Origin of the sequence: Nocardiopsis trehalosi NBRC 14201 (genome assembly GCF_001552555.1) — a bacterium.
Taxonomy (GTDB): Bacteria; Actinomycetota; Actinomycetes; order Streptosporangiales; family Streptosporangiaceae; genus Nocardiopsis_B; species Nocardiopsis_B trehalosi.
This window is the reverse complement of the sequence record NZ_BCRK01000055.1, coordinates 1-16,296: the sequence shown is the minus strand read 5'-3', so window position 1 is coordinate 16,296 and position 16,296 is coordinate 1. Positions and strand designations below refer to the sequence as shown.

The 16,296-nt window shown below is 74.0% G+C and carries 17 protein-coding genes; 9 read left to right on the top strand and 8 right to left on the bottom strand.

The window, feature by feature from the left end; all coding sequences use genetic code 11:
• On the top strand, positions 1-765 hold the full coding sequence (locus NT8_RS12395; RefSeq protein ID WP_067968026.1) for an SDR family oxidoreductase: 765 nt from the start codon (positions 1-3) through the stop codon (positions 763-765).
• A 310-nt stretch (positions 766-1,075) separates the two neighbouring features.
• On the opposite strand, the gene NT8_RS12390 is transcribed toward NT8_RS12395, so the two are convergent.
• Positions 1,076-2,506, bottom strand: a complete 1,431-nt coding sequence (locus NT8_RS12390) for a hypothetical protein (protein WP_157515728.1) — start codon at positions 2,504-2,506, stop codon at positions 1,076-1,078.
• 462 nt (positions 2,507-2,968) lie between these two features.
• Between NT8_RS12390 and NT8_RS12385 the strand changes: the two genes are divergently transcribed.
• From NT8_RS12385 to NT8_RS12350, 7 genes are all read left to right on the top strand, one after another.
• Entirely contained in the window at positions 2,969-3,535 is a 567-nt protein-coding gene (locus NT8_RS12385) for a hypothetical protein (protein ID WP_067968020.1), read from the top strand.
• A gap of 14 nt (positions 3,536-3,549) precedes the next feature.
• Positions 3,550-4,653: a sensor histidine kinase gene (locus NT8_RS12380; RefSeq protein ID WP_245646146.1), complete on the top strand. Its 1,104-nt coding sequence runs from the start codon at positions 3,550-3,552 to the stop codon at positions 4,651-4,653.
• Positions 4,650-5,306 carry a response regulator gene (locus NT8_RS12375; RefSeq protein ID WP_084468872.1) on the top strand — a complete coding sequence of 219 codons (657 nt, stop codon included), beginning with the start codon at positions 4,650-4,652 and terminating at the stop codon, positions 5,304-5,306. The genes NT8_RS12380 and NT8_RS12375 overlap by 4 nt, the downstream gene beginning before the upstream one ends.
• A 571-nt stretch (positions 5,307-5,877) precedes the next feature.
• Positions 5,878-6,531: a copper resistance CopC family protein gene (locus tag NT8_RS12365; RefSeq protein ID WP_245646145.1), complete on the top strand. Its 654-nt coding sequence runs from the start codon at positions 5,878-5,880 to the stop codon at positions 6,529-6,531.
• Between the two features lie 85 nt (positions 6,532-6,616).
• Entirely contained in the window at positions 6,617-7,192 is a 576-nt protein-coding gene (locus NT8_RS12360) for a copper chaperone PCu(A)C (RefSeq protein WP_067968012.1), read from the top strand.
• Positions 7,192-8,445, top strand: a complete 1,254-nt coding sequence (locus NT8_RS12355) for a Dyp-type peroxidase (RefSeq protein WP_067968008.1) — start codon at positions 7,192-7,194, stop codon at positions 8,443-8,445. Before NT8_RS12360 ends, NT8_RS12355 begins: the two co-directional genes overlap by 1 nt.
• 472 nt (positions 8,446-8,917) lie before the next feature.
• Positions 8,918-9,403 (top strand): lipase family protein, encoded by a 486-nt coding sequence (locus tag NT8_RS12350; protein ID WP_245646144.1) that lies wholly within the window; start codon positions 8,918-8,920, stop codon positions 9,401-9,403.
• A gap of 118 nt (positions 9,404-9,521) precedes the next feature.
• Here the strand turns inward: NT8_RS12350 and NT8_RS12345 are convergent, their stop codons facing one another.
• The 5 genes from NT8_RS12345 to NT8_RS12320 form a co-directional block, all read right to left on the bottom strand.
• Positions 9,522-9,839, bottom strand: a complete 318-nt coding sequence (locus NT8_RS12345) for a hypothetical protein (protein ID WP_157515727.1) — start codon at positions 9,837-9,839, stop codon at positions 9,522-9,524.
• Positions 9,817-10,293, bottom strand: coding sequence for a hypothetical protein (locus NT8_RS12340; RefSeq protein WP_067968000.1), 477 nt, complete (start codon positions 10,291-10,293; stop codon positions 9,817-9,819). The genes NT8_RS12345 and NT8_RS12340 overlap by 23 nt, the downstream gene beginning before the upstream one ends.
• Positions 10,294-10,752: 459 nt before the next feature.
• The gene (locus NT8_RS12330) at positions 10,753-12,150 is read right to left on the bottom strand and encodes a M48 family metalloprotease (protein WP_157515725.1); all 1,398 of its coding nucleotides are present in this window, start codon (positions 12,148-12,150) and stop codon (positions 10,753-10,755) included.
• Positions 12,151-12,435: 285 nt separating this feature from the next.
• Positions 12,436-12,744 carry a GNAT family N-acetyltransferase gene (locus tag NT8_RS12325; RefSeq protein ID WP_067967992.1) on the bottom strand — a complete coding sequence of 103 codons (309 nt, stop codon included), beginning with the start codon at positions 12,742-12,744 and terminating at the stop codon, positions 12,436-12,438.
• A gap of 1 nt (position 12,745) precedes the next feature.
• Complete coding sequence (locus NT8_RS12320; RefSeq protein ID WP_067967989.1) at positions 12,746-13,402, bottom strand: hydrolase; 657 nt, start codon at positions 13,400-13,402, stop codon at positions 12,746-12,748.
• Positions 13,403-13,708: 306 nt separating this feature from the next.
• On the opposite strand from NT8_RS12320, the gene NT8_RS12315 reads away from it, so the two are divergent.
• Positions 13,709-14,761, top strand: coding sequence for a pirin family protein (locus tag NT8_RS12315; RefSeq protein ID WP_067967985.1), 1,053 nt, complete (start codon positions 13,709-13,711; stop codon positions 14,759-14,761).
• Between the two features lie 51 nt (positions 14,762-14,812).
• On the opposite strand, the gene NT8_RS12310 is transcribed toward NT8_RS12315, so the two are convergent.
• Positions 14,813-15,277, bottom strand: coding sequence for a MarR family winged helix-turn-helix transcriptional regulator (locus tag NT8_RS12310; RefSeq protein WP_067967984.1), 465 nt, complete (start codon positions 15,275-15,277; stop codon positions 14,813-14,815).
• A gap of 153 nt (positions 15,278-15,430) precedes the next feature.
• A complete protein-coding gene (locus NT8_RS12305; protein ID WP_067967981.1) occupies positions 15,431-16,198 on the bottom strand; it encodes an SDR family oxidoreductase in 768 nt (255 codons plus the stop codon).
• Between the last annotated feature and the right edge of the window lie 98 nt (positions 16,199-16,296).

Sequence of the window (16,296 nt, the reverse complement as noted above, 5' to 3'; positions counted from 1 at the left end):
GTGAGTGGTCTGAGCGGCAGGACGGCGCTGGTGACCGGGGCGTCGCGCGGCATCGGGCAGGCGGTCGCCACCCGGCTGGCGGCGGAGGGCGCGGTGGTCGCCGTGCACTACGGCCGCGACGCCGACGGGGCGCACGAGACGGTCGACCGGATCGAGGGCGCCGGCGGCACCGCGTTCGCCGTCGGGGCGGAGCTGGGCGTGGACGGCGACGTCGACACGCTCTTCGCGGGGGTCGAGGCGGGATTGGCCGGGCGGCCGCTCGACATCCTCGTCAACAACGCGGCGGCCGCGCCCGCCGGGCCGATGGGGACCACGACGCGGGCGCAGTTCGACCACCTGTTCGCGGTGAACGTGCGGGCGCCGTACTTCATCATCGAGCGGGCGCTGCCGCTGCTGCGCGACGGCGGCCGCATCGTCACCGTCTCCTCCGTCGCGACCCGGATGGCCAACCCCGCCCAGACCTCCTTCGCCATGACGAAGGGCGCGGTCGAGACGATGAGCATGACCTTGGCCAACGAGTTGGGGGCGCGCGGGATCACGGTGAACGCGGTGGCCCCCGGCGCCACCCGGACGGCGGCCAACGGGGCGGTCTTCGACGTCCCGGGCCTGGCCGAGCACATCGCCGCGACGACGGCGCTCGGCCGCCTGGGCGGGGCCGACGACGTGGCCGACGTCGTCGCGTTCCTCGCCTCCGACGGCGCGCGCTGGATCACCGGCCAGGTGGTCGACGCGAGCGGCGGACTGTTCCTCGGACCCCGTACCTGACCACCGGGCCCGGCCGCTCGCCGGTCGCCTGGCGGCGACCGGCCGAGTACCGCGGCGGTGTGCGGTGGAGCGGCCGGCCGGCGGTGCCCTAGCGCCGGATCCAGTGGCGGGCGCAATGGCGCACGACGCCCCTCTCCGCCGGCGACGTCGGTGACGTCGGCGAGGGAAGCTGCATCCGCCCCGGGTTGCGGACGTATCGGGTGTGCCGCAGCACACCGCGTTCCTGAGGCGCGCGTCCGCGCCGGGCGGGGCCGGGGGCGCTCCCTCCGGGGGGCCTTTTCTCGTGCTCCGCGCGCCATGCGTGCGGCGGCTACCGGGGCGCTGGGCGGGGGCGTTTGCGGAGGTCGACGCGGGTGGGTGGGGTGTCCGGGCGGGCGGAGCGGGGGGCGGGGCGGCGGGGGAGGGTGTCGGTGGACCGCCGGCTCCGGTCGGCCCGGGCGGCGGATTCGCCGAGGGAGACGAAGGTGACGCGTTCGTCGGCGAGGCTGAGGCCGGTGCCGGTGGTGCGGCCCTCCACCAGGCTCGGCAGGTGGTGGACCAGGGTCCAGGTCGCCTGCTCCAGGATGGACAGGCTCTCGGCGGAGGTGGTCAGCCCCCTCCCGGTGATACCGGCTCTGCCGACGAGGTCCTGGAGCCGGGCCCACGCCGGCCGGACCGTGTCCGCGAGGGGAAGCGGGATCCGCTCGGAGGCGCGGGCGGGGCAGGGGCCGGAGCGCTGGCTGTCGTACCGCCACCGGTCGGCGTCCCCGGCCGATCGCGGCCCCCCGGGCGGCGCCGACGGCGCCGGTCGCGACCCCCGGGGCAGCAGGGTCAACTCGACGACGGGAAGTCCCCGCTGCCAGGAGGCGATCGCGGAGAAGAACCCGGAGCGGAACGGACGCTCCTGGTCCTCCCGCCAGATCCGCAGGTACTCGGCCAGGCCCGCCTCGCCGTGCCGCTCCAGCAGGTAGTGGTGGACCCCGGCGGCGCGGCCGGGCACACCGTTGAGGGCGCCCATCACCGACATCCCGCCCAGGCCGCGCAGGGTGGCCGCGGTCCGGATCTCCCGGAGGTTGTACAGGACCGCCACGGCGAGGTCGCTCGCGCCGCGGGCCTGCCTCGCGCCCGGGATCTCGCGGATCTCGCGCGCCGTCATGCGTCCCCACGGGCCCATCAACTGCTCCACGCCGAAGAGGAGGTTGTAGGACTGCTGGCGCGTCATCGAGACGAGGGTCTCCCGTACCAGCCGCTCCCCGCCGGGGGTGCGGTAGCGCTCCATCTCCACCAGCAGGGGATGGTAGGGGTGCCGGGGGTCGGCGACGGTGATGCCCCGTCCGCCCCAGTCGAGGAAGACGTCCCGGTAGGCGGCGTCGAAGACGCCGTTGACGGACCGCAGGAAGCGCTCCTGGTCCGACCGCAGGGGGTAGACCGGGAAGCCTTCACCCTGCGCGACGTGGGGGTGCACCTTCTTGGCGTAGATGTCGGTGCAGTCGGCCGTGCGGAGCGGGTCGGTCCGGGGGAGGCGCCCTTCGTCGCGCTCGCCCATGCGGGCCACCGTGTCGACCATGGCGCGCAGGTAGACGGCCTCGACCATGATGGTCGACAGCGTGGAGAAGACCGCGCCGCGACGGCGTTCGTCGCCGTCGAGCACCGCGAGCGCCCGCTGCGCGGGCTCCGCCGCCAGCAGCTCCCGGATCCGCCCCGGCTCGTGCCGGGCACCCTCCACGGCCTTGATCAGCGACACCACGCCTTTTGGCGGCACCGTGCCTCCCCGTTCCCCTAGGACGACCCCGCACATCCTAGAAGCCGACCGCTCCGGCCCGATGGGGGGAGGCGGTTCCTCCGTGCGGGGCCGGCCCCGCACGGGCACGGGTCCGGGAGCACCGACCCACCGCCGTCGCCACTGGCGCATGTGCCGTGGCGGCCGCTCCGCTCCCCGCCCTTCGCTCCCCGCCTTGTGATCCGTGCTCTTCGCTCGTCACCCTTCGATCTCTCCCCTTCGATCCCCGTCCTTCGATCCGCGCGCTCGGGACCGTTCGAGCGGGGTGGGCCCTTGCGGCGGGGCCGCGTCCGTGTCGGGGTCCGGGACGCGGGCACGGGGGCACGGGTGGGATGACACGGGACGCGGTCGGCGGCGGTCCCCCTCCTCTGGGCCGTGCGGGGGAGAAAGGAGATCGCCGACGTCGGCGATGTGCCGGGGGTGCGGGCGGCCGACGATCGACACATGTGGAAAACATCGGTCGTCCCCGTTCTCGCTCCCGCTCTCGTGATCGTCTACGGCCTGGTCCGGCTCCTGGACGGGGTGGACGGTCAGCACGGCCCCGGCCTGCTCTGGACCGTCGGGCATGCCGCCTTCCTCGTCGCCCTGTTCCTCTTCGGGTCCGTGCTGCTCACCGCGCGCCGGCTGGCCGGCGGCGGGGTGGTGGCCACGGCCGCCGCCGTCGTCGGCGCGGCCGGGCTGGTCTGCTCGATCGCCCAGATCGGCATCGACATCGTGGTGGGGCTGGTGGCCGACGACAAGGCCGCGATGGGGCGGATGTTCGACGCCGTGCAGGCCGTGCCCGGTGTCGAGCCCGCCGTCTACGGGGTCGGGCCGACGCTGTTCTACGTCGCGCTGCTCGCGCTGGTCGTCCAGCTCGCGGTGGTGCGGGCCGTCGCGGTGTGGGCGCCGGTGGTCCTGGCGCTGGGCATCGGGGCCGTGGTGGTCGGTCTCGACCTGCTGCCGGTCGCCGGCCTGCTGATCCTGCTCGCGCTGGCCCCCCTCGCCCGGCGCGGGCGCGCGTACGCATGACAGCATGGCGCTCCGTGTGGTGGGGTCGATGGGTACGTTCGCCGTGGTCCGACGTCGCGCTGACGGCCTGCGTCGCGGTGGCCCAGCTCTGGCCGCTGCTGTCCCGGGACGGCCCGTGGCACTGGTGGGGGTACGTCGTCGCCGCCGGTTCGGCGCTGCCGCTGCTGGTGCGGCGCAGAGCCGCGCTCCCCGCGCTGCTGGCCGGCTCCGCCCTCAGCGCTTCGTACGACCTGGTGGACGTCGTCGCCCCCCAGCCGCTCTGGTACGGGCCGCTCATCGCCCTCTACACGGTGGCCGCCCGGTCCCCGCGGCGGGTGCGGTGGGCCGCGCTCGCCGTCGTCCTCTTCGGTGGGCTGGTGACGGTCGGCTCGTCGGACACCGCGTTCCGGGGGGCCGTCGTCTCCGTCACCGCGTACGCCTTGGGGCGGGCGGCGGCGGGCAGCAGGGCGCACACCGCGGTGCTGGAGGAGCGCGCCGCACGGCTGGAGCGCGAACGGGTGCTGGAGGCCGAACGGGCCGCCGAGCGGGAACGTGCGAGGATCGCGCGCGAGATGCACGACATCCTGGCGCACGCGGTGAGCCTCATGGTGGTGCAGGCGGAGGCCGGACCGGTGGTGGTGCGCGCCGACCCGGCGCGGGCCGCCGCCACGTTCGACGCGATCGCCGCCGCCGGTCGGGACGCGATGGACCAGCTCCGCGGCATGCTGGTGGTACTCCGGGAGGATCGGGGGCCGGACGCCGCGCGGGTGTCCGTCGATGACCTTCCCGCCCTGGTGCGGCAGGCGTCGGGGGCCGGGGTGGAGGTGGGCTACGAGGTGGTCGGCGACCCCCGGCCGCTGCCGCCCGCCTCGGGCGTGGCCGTCTACCGGATCGTCCAGGAGGCGCTCACGAACGTCGTCAAGCACGCCGGCGCGTCCCGCGCCGACGTGCGGCTGAGCTGGCGGGAGCAGGAGTTGGCGATCGAGGTCCGCGACGACGGCCGGGGCGCCGGGGCGGGGCTGCCGTCCGGTGGCAACGGCCTGACCGGCATCCGGGAGCGCGCCGCCGCGTGCGGCGGCACCGCATCGGCCGGCCCGGGCCCTTCGGGCTTCACGGTCCGCGCGCGGTTGCCGCTGTGATCCGGGTCGTGGTCGCCGACGACCAGGAACTGGTGCGCGCCGGTTTCGCGATGATCCTGGACGCCCAGGCCGACATCGAGGTGGTGGCCGAGGCGGGTGACGGCTTCCAGGCCGTCGCCGCGGTGCGGGACCACCGCCCCGACGTCGCGCTGCTCGACATCCGGATGCCGGGCATGGACGGCATCGAGGCCGCCCGGATCATCGGCGCCGAGACCGGGTCCCGGGTCGTCATGCTGACCACCTTCGACCAGGACGACCACGTGTTCGACGCGCTGCGGGCCGGTGCCGGCGGTTTCCTGCTCAAGGACGTGCGGCGCGACGACCTCGTGCACGCCGTGCGGGTGGTGGCGCAGGGGGAGTCGCTGCTCGCCCCGTCGGTGACCCGGCGGCTGGTGGAGCGGTTCGCCGCGGGCGGCGCGACCCGCCCGCTGCCCGCGGAGCGGTTGGCCCCGTTGACCGGCCGCGAACGGGAGACGCTGCGCATGCTCGCGGAGGGCATGTCCAACCCGGAGATCGCCGCCGCCATGGTGGTCAGCACGCACACCGTGAAGACGCACGTCAGCAACGTGCTCACCAAGCTCGGCCTGCGTGATCGGGCGCAGGCGGTGATCGCGGCGTACGAGACCGGCCTGGTCGTCCCCGGAGGGAGGTAGCCGCGCGGCGGGGGCGGTGACGTGGACGGTGAAGGTCGCCTCGTCGCCTCGTCGCCTCGTCGTCTCGCCGCCATGTCGACACGTCTCCCCGGTCACCGGCGTACGGCCGTGCCGGCCGAGGGCGGGTCGCCCCCTCGGTCCGGCGAGCCCGCCCCGTGGGCGCCGGCGGCACGCACCTCCGACAGCGGTGGCGCGGTGAACGGATGAGGCACGTCCCGGTGTGGCGCGACCTGCTGTCCGAAGCACTCATCGGTCATCGGGTCGTGCCGCGCTTCGCCGCCGGGGGCGGGCCGGTGTGGTCGGCACGGTTCACACCCGCGACCGCTCTGTGCTTCACCCGGACGGGCTCGGATCACCGGTACCGGTTCCGCACCCGGGAGCGGCGGCGGGTGGACGCGCCGCCGCCCGGCGTCCGGAGCGGGCCGCCCGGGCACCGGTGACGCCCCTCGGGCGCCGATGCCGGGTCGTGCGTCGCCGGGCGCGGATTCGGCGGGAACTCCACCGGCGGTACGGACGACTCCTCCTGTAGCCGCGCCGGCGTCCGGGGCGGCCGGCGGGTGGAGGAGGGGCCGTGCGGGCAGGCGGTGGCGGTGGTGGGCGGACGACGGGTGTCCTCCGGGTGTGCGCCCGGCTCGGCGGGCGGGCCGTGGCGGTGTTCGCGGCCGCCGTGGTCGGCGTGTCCGCGGCCGGGGCGCCGGCGCTGGCGCACGACCGGCTGCTGGCGTCGACGCCCGAGGACGGCGCCGACCTCGACGCGGCACCGCCCGACGTCGTGCTGACCTTCAGCGGCGAGGTCATGGACATCGGCGCGGCGGTCACCGTTCTGGACGGCGACTCCCGGCCGGTCGCCGAGGGCGATGCGGCCGTCGACGGCCCCGATGTGACCCAGGCGCTCGCCCCCGACCTCCCCGATGGCGGGTACGCGGTCCGCTGGCGGGTGGTCTCCAGCGACGGGCACCCCATCAGCGGCGCCTTCACGTTCACCGTCGGCGACCCCTCGGCCGCTCCCCCGGCCCTCGAACCGGCGACCGGGGAGGACGACGGCGCGACGGCGACGCCGTCCGCCGCGCCCGCCGCCGCATCGGACGCCCCGGCCCCGGCCGAGGGCGCGGGCGGCGGCCGCACGCTGCTCCTGGCGGCCGCCGGAGCGGCGGTCGGCCTCCTGCTGTACCTGGTCGGCTCCGCGGCCGCCCGGCGGCGCGCCCGCGCCCGGCCGCCGGCGTGACCCGGCCCCCCGCCGACGAGCGCGGCGCCCCTCTCCCGAGACCCCCGATACCCCGAGCCCCCCGACACCCCCGAGGAAGCGAACCATGGCCGACCTGAAGCACACCTCCACCGCGGCGGTCTCCCTCGCCTTCGCCGCGTGCCTGGCCGTCACCGGGTGCGCCGGCCCGGAGGCCCCCGAGCAGGACGGCGGGGCCGAGGCGGCCGCCGCCGACGCCGCGCAGGCCGACTCCTTCACCATCGAGGACGCCTGGATCAAGGCCGTGACCGAGGACGAGGGCATGACGGGCGTCTTCGGCGCCCTGGGCAACGACGGCGACCAGGACGTCACCGTGGTCGCCGCCACGTCATCGGTGGCGGGCATGGTGGAACTGCACGAGGTCGTCACCGGCGACGACGGCAACAGCGTCATGCGGGAGAAGGACGGCGGGTTCACCATCCCCGCGCAGGGCACCCACGCCCTGGAGCCCGGCGCCGACCACATCATGCTGATGGACCTCGGCCAGGACCTGGAGCCCGGCGCCGAGGCCACCGTCGAGCTGGAGTTCGCCGACGGCTCCACCACGGAGTTCACCGCCCCGGTCAAGGACTTCGAGGGCGCCAACGAGAACTACGACGAGGGCGCGGGCCACAGCGCGGACCACGGCGAGGAGGGGCACTGATGGCGCCCGACGCGCCCACCGCTCCCCCGGAACCGGAACGGGCGCTGACCCGGCGCCGGCTCCTGCTCGGCGGTGCCGCCGCCGGCGCGGGAGCGGCGGTGCTGGTGGGCGCCGACGCCCTGCTCAACGGGCGCCCCACCGGGTCGGCCGACCCCGGTGGGGACGCGCGGTTGAACGGGGCGGAGACCGTGCCCTTCCACGGCGTCCGCCAGGCCGGTGTCGAGACGCCGCCGCAGGCGCACGCGAAGTTCGTGGCCGTCGACCTCGCCGAGGACGCCGGCGCCGGACAGGTGCGCCGGCTGCTCACACTGCTCAGCGACGACGCCGCCAAACTGACCCAGGGGCGGGCCGCCCTCGCCGACTCCGAGCCCGAACTCGCCGTGGTCCCCGCGCGGTTGACCGTCACCTTCGGCTTCGGCTCCGGCCTGGTCGAGCGGGTCGCCCCGGAGGCGGTGCCGACGTGGCTGCGCCCCCTGCCGGAGTTCGCCACCGACCGGCTGCGCGACGAGTGGAGCGGGGGCGACCTCCTGCTGCAGATTTGCGCGGACGACCCGCTGACGGTCGCCCACGCGGCGCGGATGCTGGCCAAGGACGTGCGGGCGTTCGGGGGCGTCCGCTGGGTGCAGGACGGATTCCGCCGCGCCTACGGGTCCGAGGCGGCGGGCACCACCATGCGCAACCTCATGGGGCAGGTCGACGGCACCGTCAACCTCGCCCCCGGGACGGACGACTTCGAGCGGCTGGTGTGGGGCTCGGACGGCCACCCGGCCTGGCTGCGCGGCGGGACGGGCGTGGTGGTCCGCCGGATCGCGATGGACCTCGACGCGTGGGACCGCCTCGACCGGCCCGGACGCGAGGAGGCGGTCGGCCGCCGGCTGGCCGACGGCGCCCCGCTGACCGGCGGCGGCGAGCACGACGAACCGGACTTCGGGGCGCTCACCCCGCTGGGCTTCCCCCGGATCGCCGAGTACGCCCACATCCGCCGCGCCCGCTCCGAGGACCCGGACGAGCGCTTCTTCCGCCGCGCCTACAACTACGACCTCCCGGTCACCGGCGCCGACGGGCAGGACGCGGGCCTGGTCTTCGTGTCCTACCAGGCCGACGCCGACCGCCAGTTCGTGCCGATCCAGCGCCGCCTGGACGAACTCGACCTGCTCAACGAGTGGGTGAGCCCCATCGGTTCGGCGGTGTTCGCGATCCCGCCCGGCTGCGCCGAGGGCGGCTTCGTCGGCGAGACCCTCTTCGCCGACTGACCCCCCGCCGGACCCGGCCCCCACCCGGGTCCGGCGCCCCCCGGGCCGGTGGGCGCGCACCGCCCGGCCCGTGGCGCCTCCCCCGTCGCGAACGGAGGGCGCGTGGTGGGCTTGGGCGGTGGGGTGGGGAGTCGTGGTATCACTTTCGGTGGTGATACGGGTGCCCTGTGTGCTTGCGGGTGCTTCGGGGGGTCGGGCCGGGTGGAGGTGTCGCCGGGTGAACACGGGCCGCTCGGGGGACGCGGCCGCGCGGCTCGGGGCGGCCCGTCCGCCTCGATTGCAAGGAGCAGACGATGACCACGGTCGCCTTCGATCACACCGCCACCGGATACCGGCTGCCGCACGCCCTGTGCCTGGCACACGCGGCGAAGCTCGCGTACGCCGACGCCGGGACCGCGCGCCCAGGCCGCCGAGTGGGGGTATCGACCACCTGTCCCGCCGGGGCCGGGTGCACTGGGGTTTCAGCACCGCGTTGGAGGCCGTCTATCCGCAGCTGCGCGAGGCCATCGGGGAGTTCCACACCGACGACCGGTCGCTGTGGTTCACCGACCACAGGCTGGGCGGCGCGCTGGCGATGCTCGCCGCCGCGCGGGTGCACTTCGACGAGTCGTCCCTGACGCCCGAGGGCGCGTACACGTTCGGCCAGCCGCGCACCTGCGACCCCGAGCTGGCGGACGCCTACGACCGGGCGCTCAAGGGCCGGACGCACCGCTTCGTCAACAACGACGACGTCGTCGTGCAGGTGCCGCCGGAGCCGCTGTACGCGCACGTCGCCGAGGAGCGCTACTTCGACGCCGGCGGCCGCCTGCGCGCCAGGAAGCCGGGCCTGCTGGGCGGGCTCGCGGACAGCGCCAAGGGCCACGCCCTCGACGCGGCCGCGTTCCGCCCCGACGCCGACGGGATCACCGACCACTCCATGAACGCCTACATCGCCTGCCTGGAGGCGGCCGGCCGCTGACGCGAAGAGGTGGCGCCGAGTCGACTCGGCGCCATGGGGACCTGCCGTCGTGGCGACCGGAGTCCGGCCGCGATCGGACCCCGTCGCACCCGGGGCGCGCGCCGACCCCGGGTGCGGTTCACAGCCCCGACGGGTCGGCCTCGGTGCCGCGGCCGTCGACCGTACCCCGCACGACGAACCGCAGTCCCTCGCGGCGGGCCTCCGGCCCCGCGTCGTAGGGTTCCACGAGGCCGATTGCCCTCAGCGACCTGCCCCGCAGGGCCTCCAGCACGTCGAAGTCGCGCAGGCCGCTGCCGGCGGCCTCCAGTCGGGAGACCACCGCGACGCGCTCACCCGTGTCGGTGAACAGCTCGAAGCAGAACGTGGGCGGGATGAAACTGCGAATCCCGTTGTCCACGATGGTGACCGGCTGGTCAATCGTCTTCTGACCTGTCATAGGGAGTCCGCCATCTGCCGTCGGGGCAGTGCTCGGTGGCGAGCCTCGCTTTGCGGCGGACGTCGCAGCCGCACAGCCCGCACACGGTCTTCTTTCCGGTCGCCTTGAGCACAGAGTACACAAATCTCTTCGGAGGCTCGGTGAGGTGCTCGCAGGAGCTGCAGGTCGCGAGCCTTTCCTTATAGTTCTCATCGTCGACCCGCGTGAACCCGCCGGCCGCCCACCGGGCCATAGCAGTACCGGCGCCGGCCAGCAGTTCGCGGTCGCTTCTCACCCGGTCCGCCTCGAATTCGGCGTCGTTCTTCCCGAGAAGGAGCGCCAGCATTTCCGGGTCATCTTTGCAGACCATCAGGTGATGAAGGAAAAGGGGGTCCTCGGCGATGCCGCGAAGCAGTGCGTCGGTGACGTCGCGTTCGGGGATCCCCAACTCGTGGGCGATGATTTCCCTGTTCATGTCCGTCGGTGCATTCCGTTCGATCAGCTGCAGGCGTCTTCGGGGACCGTTACGGCGATGGCCTCCGCGGGGACGAATACGGCGCCGTCGGCGTCCAGGTCCATCGTCCGGTTCGGGCCTCTTGGCCTTGGCGACCACGTGGTGGAAGCCGGCGAGGTAGTCGCCGATGTGCACGCCGTCGACCTGGACCGGTCGCCCCTGCGGCGAGATCAAGAAATCCTCGACACTGAGGCGGTCTACCTGCTTGAGCGTGCGCTCCCCGCCCGACGCCACCAGGTCTGCACCATCGTGCCGAAGGCCAGGCAGGAGCAGTAGCAGGCGCAGAAGCCGTGCTCATCGCGGGTCAGGATGGGATCACGGCCGCCCCAGCCCATCTCCAGGCAGACGTCCCGGATCTCCTGGTCGATGCCGCCGCAATGCGCCGAACTGCACGTTCGTAGCGCCATGACGGCCCGCTCCTCAGCTCGCGCATCCGGGTTTGCCGGTGAGCGAGACGGCGGCGCGGTAGGTGACGATGCGGCACCGCCCGGCCGGGTGGGCGCACCCGGCACTCCCGCCGGGATCGGTCGAGTCGGCGGGCACGCCGAAGAACGCGGCCATCTGCGCGATCCCGGCGTCCGTGGTGGTGATGTAGGACTCGCCGAACCAGACCTTGCGCATGACGTTGCGGACGCCGAAGTAGTCCGCCTGTCCCTCGCAGGACAGCCCGCTGGTACCGGTGGGCGAGCCGCCGTAATGGTGCGCGAGTTCGTGCGCCAGCACGAGCGCCAGCCCTTCCAACTCCAGGTCCTGGTCCCTGACGAGGCCGCCCATCATGGCCACCTGCCGGACGCCGTTCTCGACCCACGCGTAGGCGTTGACGTCGTCGTTCGTCCAGTCGAAGATGTAGTTGACGTCCGGGTAGAACTGCCGGTGGAAGCGGATCAGCGCCTCGACCCACTCGCGGGCCTGGGGGTCGTTGAAGGCGCGCTTGGGCGCCGACCTCTTCTCCTCCGCCAGATCGGGCGGGATGAAGCTGCACGCACCCTCGGGCACCGTGATGGAGACGGCTTCCGCCGGGATGAAGGTGTTGCCGGAGAGCGCGACGTCGGGTGCGTCGAAGGACGCCGTCCGAATGGGCGCGTCCTCGTCGAACCCCGACGGGAGCTCCGGGGTCTTCAGACAGGAATCGCCATACCTGCTGACGTACTCGGCCGAGCCCACCAAGGGGGCCTCGGCGAACGCCGACGAGGTGAACCCCGCGGCCTCACCCGAACGGTTCAGGATCTGCACCGCGTAGTCGGCGCTGATCACCCCGTTGGTGTTGAGCAGGTGGCCGTCGAGGTCGCCGGGCCCGGGGAACTTGGTCCGGGCCGCCACATGGTGGAAGCCGGCGAGGTAGTCGCCGATGTGCACGCCCCTGACCTGGACCGGGTGGCCTTCGGGTGAGATCAGGGAGTCCTCGACCGTCAGGCGGTCGGCCTGCTTGAGCGCGCGCTCCCCGCCGGATGCCACCAGGAACAGGTGGTCGCTGGTCACGGCCACGGCGGTGTTCGAGTACAGGACCAGCACGGTGTACTTCTGCCGGGAGGCGCCGGTGGTGCCGCCGCTGTACACGACGGGCTCGGCACTCCAGTCGAGGTCGGTTCCGGCCGCCAGCACCCGGTCGCCGACGACGAACGTCTCGATGGCCTTGAACGAGCCGTCGCCCACCTGCACCATCGTCCCGAAGGCGAGGCACGAGCAGGAGCAATTGCACGGGCCGTTCTCGTCGCGCGTCAGCACGGGATGGTTGATGGCCCAGCCTTCTCCGATGCAGATTTCGTTGATCTCCGCGTCGACGGCACCGCAGTGCGCCGAACTGCATTGCCGTACCATTATTCGCTCCTTCTGAACTATTGAGATCGCGGACTTTTCCTAGGTCTTGGAGGACACGATTCTCCTTGGTCGTGTGCCCGTCAAGCGTTCTTGTCCCATGTTTGCGAAGGTATGAGACCGGCCGGGAAATCGATGCGGTGGTCCGGCGGGTAGGAACAAATCCACAGAGAATGGCAAACGCGCGCGAAGGCCCCCGCCGGGAAACCCGGCGGGGGCCTTCGATGCCGGTGGCGCCGGCCGTGCCGGAGGGTACGGCCTCCCGCACCCTCGTGTGCGGCCGACCGCTCAGTCGGTGACGCTGCTGCGCGACCGGTACAGCAGGTCCTGGTACTCGGGGTGGCGGGCGATCCAGCCCGCGAAGTAGGGGCAGGTCGCCAGCACCCGCAGGTCCGCGGCCCGTGCCTGGTCGAGGGCGGTGCGGGCCAGCGCGGACCCGACCCCCCGGCCCTCGTACTCCGGTGCGACCTCGGTGTGGACGAACGCGATGAGTTCCGCCGTGCGGATGTACTCCGCGACGCCCGCGACGGCGGACTCCCCGTCGACCCGGGCCTCGTAGCGCCTGGCCTCGGGCGCGTCGCTCACGTGGACCGCCATGTCAGGCACCTCCCCCGGCGCGGCCGCCCAGCAGCTGCGCCTCCCAGGCGTAGGCGACGCCGGAGGCGCCGCCGCGCCGCGCCAGCATCTCGGCGATGCCCGGCACGGTCTCTTCGCGGGCCCAGTCGCGCTGCCACTCGCTCGCCACCGCCAGCCAGGTGATCGGCACGACGCCGGCCCCGACCATGCGCCGCACGGCCATGTCGTGGGCCTCCGCCGAGACGCCGCCCGACGCGTCGGTGACGACGAACACGTCGAAGCCCTCCCCCGCCGCCTGGATCGCCGGCATGGCCACGCACACCTCCGTCCAGAGGCCGGCGATGACCAGCTTCCTGCGGCCGGTCGCCTTGACGGCGTCGACGACGCTCCGGTCCTCCCAGGTGTTGATGAACGTGCGGTCGATCGGCCGCTGCTCCGGGAACACGTCCCGCAGCGCCTGGATGAGGTGGCCGCCGCGGTCCTCCAGAACGGTGGTCAGGATGGTCGGGACGCCGAACACCTTGGCGCTCTCGGCGAGGCCGACGACGTTGTTGACGACCATCGACGGCTCGTGGCTGTTCAGGTTGGCGAACTGGAACGGCTGGTGGTCGATCAGGACGACCACGCTCTCCTCGGGCGTCAGCAGTGCCCCGAGTCCGGACTTCGCTGCGGTGCTCATTGATCCCTCCAGGTGTTCGTGTGCTGGGAACGCGGGCGGGACACCACCGATCCCGGCGTCGGCGACACGTCCGTGCGCGTCCACGCCGGCGCACCGGCCCGACCGAGTAGATGATGTGTCACCAACACTAGGGGAGATATGTGATGTGTCAACCAGTGCGCGGAAGGCCGGGGCCGAGCGTGCGGGTGCGCCTGCACGCCAGAGTTGACGCATCATCTATCATCCATCGACAGCTCCCCTCCCGGCCGAGGACGGGCCGGGGCGGACGGCCGCCGCGCGGCGGCGCGAGGCAGAAGGGACACCGCGATGACCAACCCGGAGGCGCGCCCCGCCCCCCACGTGTGCACCGATGGCGGCCTACCCGGGCCGCGGGCGGAACGCGCGGGCGGGGCCCCGGTCGAGATCATCGGCCCCCGTGCCGTCCCGCTGGGCGGGCCGCGCGCGATGAACGTGCGCCGCACACTGCCGCAGCGGCAGCGGTCGCTGATCGGCGCGTGGTGCTTCATCGACCACTACGGGCCGGACGACGTCGCGGCCACCGGCGGGATGGACGTGGCGCCGCACCCGCACACCGGGCTGCAGACGGTCAGCTGGCTGTTCGAGGGGGCCATCGCCCACATCGACTCCGGCGGCACCAGCGCGGACGTCCTCCCCGGGGAGGTGAACCTGATGACGGCCGGGGCCGGCATCTGCCACTCCGAGACCTCCGACCCGGCCACCGGCCGGCTCCACGGGGTGCAGCTCTGGCTCGCCCTGCCGGAGGAGGCCCGGCACACCGCGGGGCGCGCGTTCGAGCACTACGTGCCCGAACCCGTCGCGTTCACCGGTGGGCACGCGCTGGTCTTCCTCGGGTCGCTCCTGGGCTCGCGGTCGCCGGTGGGCACGTACACGCCGCTGGTGGGGGCCGAACTCCGGCTCGACCCCGGCGCCGAGGTCGCCCTCGCGACCGACCCCGGGTTCGAACACGGCCTCCTGGTCGACACGGGCGCGTCCGTCGCGCTCGAAGGCGTGCACGTGCCCAAGGACGCCGTCGGCTACACCGGGGTGGGGTCGGAGACGCTGCGCATCGCCAACCGCGGCGGCGAACCGGCCCGGCTCGTGCTGCTGGGCGGCGCCCCCTTCGGCGAGGAGGTCGTCATGTGGTGGAACTTCCTGGGCCGCTCGACGGAGGAGATCCGGCGGTACCGGGATGAATGGGAGGCCCACGGCGAGCGGTTCGGGCGGGTCGAAGGCTACGTGGGGCACGGCGGCCCGGGACGGAACCGCGAGGGGATGGCGAGGATCCCGGCCCCGGAGCTGCCGCAGGTGCCGATGCGGCCGAGGCGGAACCCCGCACCGCACGCGCGGTCCGACGGCTGACCGGCGGCGGCACCGCGCCGGCCGGAGGTGCGGCCCGGCCGTGCGGCCCGGTCAGTCCGGCTGCTCCGCCATGTGGTCCGAGACGCGCTGGGAGAGCCGGCCGAACGTGCTGAGCTGCTCCGGGGTGAGGGCGTCGACGAACAGGCGGCGGACGTGCTCGACGTGGATGGGCGCGGCCTCTTCGATCGCCTGGTAGCCGGCCGGAGTGGCGACGACGAACGCCCCGCGCGCGTCATCGGGGCACTCCTCCCTGGCCACGAGCCCGCGCTGCGTCATCCGCCGGGTCTGGTGGGACATCCGGCTCTTCTCCCATTCCAGGAGCCGGGCCAGCTCCAGGACGCGCATCCGCCCGCCCGCCTCGGTGAGCTTGGCGAGCACGAGGTAGTCGGCGGCGGACATCCCGGAGTCCGACTGGACGAGTCGGGACAGCCGTCCGATGAGCGTCTCCTGCATGCGGATGAAGCTGTCCCAGGCGGCCTTCTCATCCGGATCGAGCCAGCGTGGCGTCGCGTTCATGGCCGCAGCCTACCGACATGGTTGACATCTCATCCACTCGAACGGCGGCGCCGCGCCCCGCCGCCGGGCCCGGGTCGCCGAGTCGACTCGGCGCCATGGCGACGGATCGCCATGGCGACCCGGGCCCGGCGAGGGTGCCCCGACACGGACCCGTCAGAGCTGGGTGGCGAGCCACTCCGCGAACGTGGGCCCGGCCAGGCGGGCGTGCGGGTTGGGCAGGAGCCCGCCGGCGGCGGCGACCTCGGACCCGGGGAGGTCCGAGCTGTCGACCCCGACGACCGTGATGCCCCGGCGGGCGCCGAGCAGCGCGGCCGCCTCCGCGACGATCTCCCGGCGGGGCCCCGCGATCTCCGGGATGGGCGTGCCGGGCGCGGGCTGTCCGGGCGCGTCCTCGTCGGTCGCCAGGTCGACCAGCTCCTCCGCGACGGTGCGGGCGGCGACGAGTTGGCTGGGCCAGGTCGGGACATGGGCGACGTCCCCCTGCCGCCAGTCCAGGAGCTGGCCGACGAACTCGTGGAACTGCGCGGCGCGCAGGATGCGCGCGGGCAGCGGCCCGGCCAGGTTGGCCGCCTCGTGCACCTGCTGGGCGGCGCCGAACCCGGTGGCCGCCCGGTCGTTGCCGATGATGGACGCGACGGCGATCCGCGCGACCCCCGCCTCGCGGCCGGCGTCGTGCAGGTTGCGGGTCGCCGTGCGGAAGAACTCCGTCGCCGCGTCCCCGTCGGAGGCGTGCCACGACGCGGCGTCGATGATGGTGCGGACCCCGGTCAGGGCCTCGGCCAGGCCTTCGCGGGTGATGACGTCCACCCCGGTGGCCCGCGACATCGGGACGACCTCGTGCCCCCGTTCGGTGAGGACGTCGACGATGTGGCGGCCCAGCCGCCCCGTCGCCCCCGCCACGGCGATCCTGTCGGCGCTCATGTGCCCTGCCTTCCTTCTCTGCTGCCGGATGGTGGTCGAGCGGCGCGGTGGCGCGTCCGCTCGCCGGGTGGGGCGCGGCGGGCGGACCCGCCGGGAAC